This window comes from uncultured Planktosalinus sp. (assembly GCF_963973675.1).
Classification (GTDB): Bacteria; Bacteroidota; Bacteroidia; order Flavobacteriales; family Flavobacteriaceae; genus Planktosalinus.
This window is the reverse complement of sequence record NZ_CAXBAN010000137.1, coordinates 1-6,393: the sequence shown is the minus strand read 5'-3', so window position 1 is coordinate 6,393 and position 6,393 is coordinate 1. Positions and strand designations below refer to the sequence as shown.

The 6,393-nt window shown below is 44.5% G+C and carries 3 protein-coding genes; all 3 read left to right on the top strand.

Annotated elements, in window-relative coordinates; genetic code table 11:
• The first annotated feature begins 216 nt into the window (after positions 1-216).
• Positions 217-4,038 carry an efflux RND transporter permease subunit gene (locus AACY61_RS06940; RefSeq protein ID WP_339610851.1) on the top strand — a complete coding sequence of 1,274 codons (3,822 nt, stop codon included), beginning with the start codon at positions 217-219 and terminating at the stop codon, positions 4,036-4,038.
• Position 4,039: 1 nt separating this feature from the next.
• Entirely contained in the window at positions 4,040-5,293 is a 1,254-nt protein-coding gene (locus AACY61_RS06935; RefSeq protein WP_339610850.1) for a TolC family protein, read from the top strand.
• A gap of 2 nt (positions 5,294-5,295) precedes the next feature.
• A partial coding sequence (locus AACY61_RS06930) for an efflux RND transporter periplasmic adaptor subunit (protein WP_339610849.1) occupies positions 5,296-6,393 on the top strand: 1,098 nt, incomplete at its 3' end.

The window sequence follows — 6,393 nt, the reverse complement described above, 5'->3', positions numbered from 1 at the left end:
GCTGTTCAGCTATTCTTACTTGAACCTGTTTGAACCACTATCTGAAAAACACATCCCTTTTGATCACTATTCGCCGCCCAGGCTTGTAGAAGATATTCATCTCCTTAACGAGACCTACTTAATCTGATATTAAATTTTAGAAACTTCCGCCGGAAGTAAATGGTATGCTGTTCATTCAGCATGCACTAACATTCTCTAAAATTTAAATCATTTTTTATGTTTTCAAATCTCATAAAATACTTTTTACACAACCGTCTGGTTACAACAATTTTGTTGTTGTTTTTCATCGGCTGGGGCATTGTCACCGCACCCTTTGACTGGAACACGGGCTTTCTGCCCAGCGACCCCGTTGCAGTTGACGCCATTCCTGATATTGGCGAAAATCAGCAAATCGTTTTTACCGAATGGCCCGGAAGGTCGCCTCAGGATATTGAAGACCAGATTACCTATCCGCTCACGTCTTCCTTGTTGGGAATCTCAGGTGTGAAGTCCATTCGCAGCACTTCTATGTTCGGCTTCTCCAGTATCTACATCATCTTTGAAGAAGGCGTGGAGTTTTATTGGTCGCGCAGTCGGGTGCTTGAAAAATTAAGTTCGTTACCGCCCGGCTTGTTACCTGATGATGCGCAGCCCACACTGGGCCCTGATGCCACAGCGCTTGGTCAGGTGTTTTGGTACACGCTTGAAGGTCGCGATAAAGACGGCAATGTTACCGGTGGCTGGGATTTACACGAAATAAGAAAGGTGCAGGACTATTATGTAAAACTGGGCCTCAGTGCCGCCGAAGGTGTTTCAGAAGTGGCATCCATAGGCGGCTTTGTGCAGGAATATCAAATCGATGTCAACCCCGATGCCCTTAAAGCTTATAACATCGGCATTGACAAAGTCATGATGGCCGTGAGAAACTCCAACCGCGATGCCGGTGCCAAAACCCTGGAAGTAAACAAAGTGGAATACCTGATTCGGGGATTGGGCTATATCAAATCCATTGATGATATTGAAAATACCGTAGTCGCGGTCACCGAAAATACTCCCGTTCTAATTAAAGATATCGGTACAGTTTCTCTGGGTCCGGCAGAACGTCGGGGTTTACTGGATAAAGGCGGTGCTGAGGTTGTGGGCGGTGTCGTGGTGGCGCGTTATGGTTCCAACCCATTGCAGGTCATTGAAAACACCAAACAAAAAATAGCCGATCTCGCTACAGGAATGCCTGAAAAAACATTGGCTGATGGCACTGTAAGTAAATTAACCGTGGTGCCGTTTTATGACCGCACCCAACTTATTAATGAAACTATTGCCACGTTAGAACACGCGCTGTCTCACGAAATCCTGATCAGTATTATCGTGATTATCGTTTTGGTGCTCAACTTAAAAGCCTCGGTGCTGATTTCGAGTTTATTGCCCATAGCGGTGTTGATGACCTTTATCGTGATGCGTTATTTTGGAGTGGATGCCAATGTGGTGGCGCTATCAGGTATAGCTATTGCCATTGGGGTGATGGTCGATGTGGGAATCGTGTTTGTCGAAAATACCATCAGACATCTGGAAATGCCTGAAAATCTCGGTTCCCGGGGTAAAAAATTACTCAATGTGATTTATAAAGCCACCATCGAAGTGGCGCCGGCGGTCACCACCGCTTTGGCAACAACCGTAGTGAGTTTCCTGCCTGTGTTTTTTATGGAAAATGCCGAAGGAAAACTATTCAGACCCTTGGCGTTTACCAAAACATTTGCACTGGTGGCATCCTTTATTGTGGGGATTGTCATTTTACCGATGCTTTCCTATTATGTATTCAATTTTAAAGTCAAGAAAGAAAAGTGGCGTCAGGTTTCCTACATGCTGTTGATTGTTTCAGGCATCGTGTTGTGGTTGTACTTTAGTTTTTGGTTGCCACTGGCACTCACCGCCATCGGAATCCTTAAACTAATTGAGTACAAAAAACCGGAACTTTTGGGCAAATACACCTCCCACATTATTTTTGGACTCATACTGGCCGTGACCATTTTATTCTTAACGGAAGAATGGCTTCCATTAGGCTATCAAAATTCGCTGGTGACCAATTACATTTTTGTACTGGTGATGCTGGCGGTGATTTTGGCGATCCTTTTCAGTGTGGTAAAATACTATAGTCATATGCTAACCTGGTGTCTCGAAAACAAAGGCAAGTTTTTATTGCTGCCACTCATTACCATTTTCTTTGGAGCGATGATTTGGTTCGGTTTCCCGAAACTCTTTGGTTTTGCGGCAAACGGATTTGACAAAGTGGGATTGAATATTCGCACCACTTCTGTTTGGTCCACCTTGGCACACAGTTTCCCCGGAGTGGGGAAGGAGTTTATGCCTTCACTGGATGAGGGAAGTTTTCTTTTAATGCCCACAGCGATGCCTCACGCAGGAATGGAAGCCACCAAAGACATCCTTCAGAAACTGGATATGGCCGTAACCGCCATTCCCGAAGTGGACATTGCCGTTGGAAAGCTGGGGCGCATTGAAAGTGCCCTCGATCCCGCACCCATTTCGATGTATGAAAACGTCATCAATTATAAACCGGAATATGCATTAGATGCCAACGGAAACCCCCTAAAGTTTAAAACTGACAGGGAAAGCCGATTTGTATTGAAATCGGGTGACACACTTTCTAATGAGGAGGTATTGAACAACGGATTTTCCAATTCCGATTTAATAGAAGATAAAGACGGCACTTATTTCAGAAACTGGCGTGAACATATCAAAAACCCGGATGATATTTGGGATGAAATCGTTAAGGTGACCCGATTGCCCGGTGTGACTTCGGCGCCCAAATTACAACCCATTGAAACCCGCTTGGTCATGCTGCAAACCGGAATGCGGGCACCCATGGGAATCAAAGTTTTTGGTCCGGACTTGCAAACGATTGAAGCCTTTGGAACCCAATTGGAAACACTCCTCAAAGAAGTTCCGTCCGTTAAAACCGAAGCCGTTTTTGCCGACAGAATCGTTGGGAAGCCTTATATGGAAATCGACATCAATCGTCCGGCGATTGCCCGATATGGTTTGAGTATTGAAGAAGTGCAGAGCGTGTTGGAAACAGCCGTTGGTGGTATGGAAATTACCACTACAGTAGAAGGCAGGGAACGGTTCCCGGTGCGGGTGCGCTACCCCAGAGAATTGCGTGAAGACCCTGAATCACTGGAGCGCATTTTAATACCTACTTCAAAAGGAGCACAGATTCCTTTGGGGGAACTAGCTGAAATCACCTATGTACGCGGACCTCAAATGATTAAAAGTGAAGACACTTTTCTTGTAGGTTATGTGTTGTTTGATAAGAAAGAAGATTTTGCTGAGGTGAATGTGGTTGAAGATGCACAAAAGTACATCGCCGGTAAAATCGATTCCGGGGAGCTGAAGGTGCCTGCAGGAGTGAGCTATAAATTTTCCGGAAACTATGAAAATCAGGTACGGGCAATGGAGCGTTTGGCCATTGTGATTCCCATCAGTTTAATCATCATTTTCCTGTTATTGTATTTTCAGTTCAAGACCATTATTGCTTCATCCATTCACTTTTCAGGGGTGTTTGTCGCCTTTTCCGGGGGCTTTATTATGATTTGGTTGTATGGTCAAGGCTGGTTTATGGATTTTAATATGGCTGGGATGAATATGCGTGACCTTTTCCAGATGGGAACCATCAACCTGAGTGTCGCCGTCTGGGTCGGGTTTATTGCCTTGTTTGGTATCGCCACCGATGATGGTGTGTTAATGGGTACCTATATCCATCAGGTGTTTGAGAAAAACAATCCGCAAACAGTAAAAGCGGTAAGAGATTCAGTAATGGAAGCCGGTTTAAAACGGGTGAGGCCCGCCATGATGACCACGGCAGTGACGATTATTGCATTGTTGCCGGTATTAACCTCTACCGGTAAAGGATCAGACATTATGGTGCCCATGGCCATTCCCATAGTGGGCGGAATGGTCATTCAGATTATGACCATTTTTGTGGTGCCGGTGTTGCAGGCTTATTGGAGAGAGACGGTTGTTAAAAAGAACGAAATATTAGAATAAGATGATAAAAACGAATTATAGATATAAAATTATAGGGTTACTGATTCTCTTACTCGCAAGTCCGGTACTTGAGGCACAAACCCTGGAAGATTATCTACAGGAAGCCGCAAAAAACAATCCGGAACTCCAAGCGAGTTATGCCGGTTTTGAAGCGGCATTGCAAAAAGCACCTCAGGTAGCAAGTTTGCCGGATCCTACACTTACGGTGAGTGCTTTTGGAAGGATGATTGAAACCCGTTTGGGAGCTCAGGAAGCGCGCTTTTCTTTGATGCAGATGTTTCCCTGGTTTGGAACATTGAAAGCGCAGAAAGATGCGGCAGTAGCGAGAGCAGATGCCCGGTTTCTGGAATACATCAACCAAAGAAGTGCGTTGTTTGTGGAAGTAAAAACCCGCTATGCGGAGTTGTATGTACTTGATAAGACCATTGCACTCAAAGAACAAAACCTGGAAATTTTGGACAGCTACCGCGAACTCGCTTTAAGTGGTTTCAGAAGCGGCAATGCCCCGATGGTGAATGTGGTAAAAGTAGATTTGGAACGCGACGCCGCAAAAACCGAAGTAAATTTGTTAAAATCAAGAAGGAAACCATTGGAAGCACAATTCAACTTGTTGTTGAACCGTGATAAAGAGATGGAAGTGGTGATCGAGGATACGCTCGTTTTAAAAAGCAACCTCATTGACTATACCCAAACCGAAGATGCTTTTGCAAACCATCCTTCCATAGTGGCGTTGGATAACGAAAAGTCAGCATTGACCAGTCAAATCACCGCCATTGAAAAAGACGGCTTACCCAAAATAGGATTGGGTGTAGATTATTCCATTATTTCAAAACGCACTGACGCCAATCCGGAGATGAACGGGCAAGATGCTATTATGCCCATGCTTACGGTGACCTTGCCCATTTTCAGAAACAAATACAAAGCCGCAAAAAAAGAAGCTGAATGGATGCAAGTACAAGTAGAAGCACAACAACAAGCGAAAAAAAACAACTTGCAATCCAGCTATGAAATGACATTATATGAATTGCATCAAGCAGATAAATTGATGGATCTATATGAAAATCAGTTGGAGCGAATCGATCAGGCAACCAAATTGTACGTTTCCGGTTTTGCGAACAACCGCGCTAATTTTGAAGAAATCTTAACGATGAATCAACAAAAAATCTTAATTCAAACACAACAGTTGGAAGCCCTCAAAAATGGGTTTATTGCTCAGGCACAATTGGAGTATTTACTTTCTAATAAAGAAGATTAATTATGGACACAAAAAATAAAAATATTCTCAAAGCAGTCGGAATTTTAGCTGTTGGCTTATTTCTGGGCTGGCTTATTTTTGGAGGTGCAAGCACTTCTGATACAGAACACGCCCATATCGAATCCGGCGAAACCACCGTCTGGACTTGCTCGATGCATCCACAAATTCAACAGCCGGAACCGGGAGCATGTCCCCTTTGCGGTATGGACCTCATTCCTTTGGAAGATGATGAAGGTGGAGACCCTGCCGTGTTTGTGATGAGTGAAAACGCGATGCGCCTGGCGAATGTCAGTACGATGATTGTGGGAAAAAGCAATGCAGAACGTTCCATTCGGTTAAACGGAAAAGTGCAGGTGGACGAACGGAATTCTTACTCTCAAAGCACACACATTCCGGGTAGGATTGAACAACTACGCATCAATTTTACAGGCGAAAAGGTTTCCCGCGGACAAACCCTGGCACAAATCTATTCGCCGGAAATGGTCACGGCCCAACAAGAGTTGTTACAGGCCTATGCCATCCGTACGTCACAACCTGAATTGTTCGAGGCAGCTAAAACCAAGTTACGCAATTGGAAAATTAGTAATGCACAAATCGAGCAAATCATTGCCAATCAAAAACCCCTGGATCGGTTTTCCATCCAGGCCGACGTAAGCGGGGTGGTGACCAAAAAGAATGTGGAACTGGGCGATTATGTGGAACGTGGGATGGCATTGTATGAAATAGCCGATTTAAGTAAATTATGGGTGCTTTTTGATGTGTATGAAAGTCAGATGGCCTGGGTAAAAGAAGGAAGTGAGATTACATTTACAGTCAATTCACTTCCCGGTGAAACCTTTGAAGGAACTATTTCTTTTGTGGATCCTTTATTGAATGCACAAACCCGGGTAGCCACCGCCCGTGTTGAAGTCAATAACAAAGAAGGCAAGTTAAAACCTGAAATGTTTGCTTCAGGAACGGTACAAGCAGTGCCCGGGCAGACGGTTGAAAACGAGATTGTGTTGCCAAAATCAGCAGTGTTATGGACCGGAAAACGCGCCATTGTCTATGTAAAAGAAGGTAGGGGGTTTAGCTTAAGGGAAGTGACCTTAGGTGCTGCT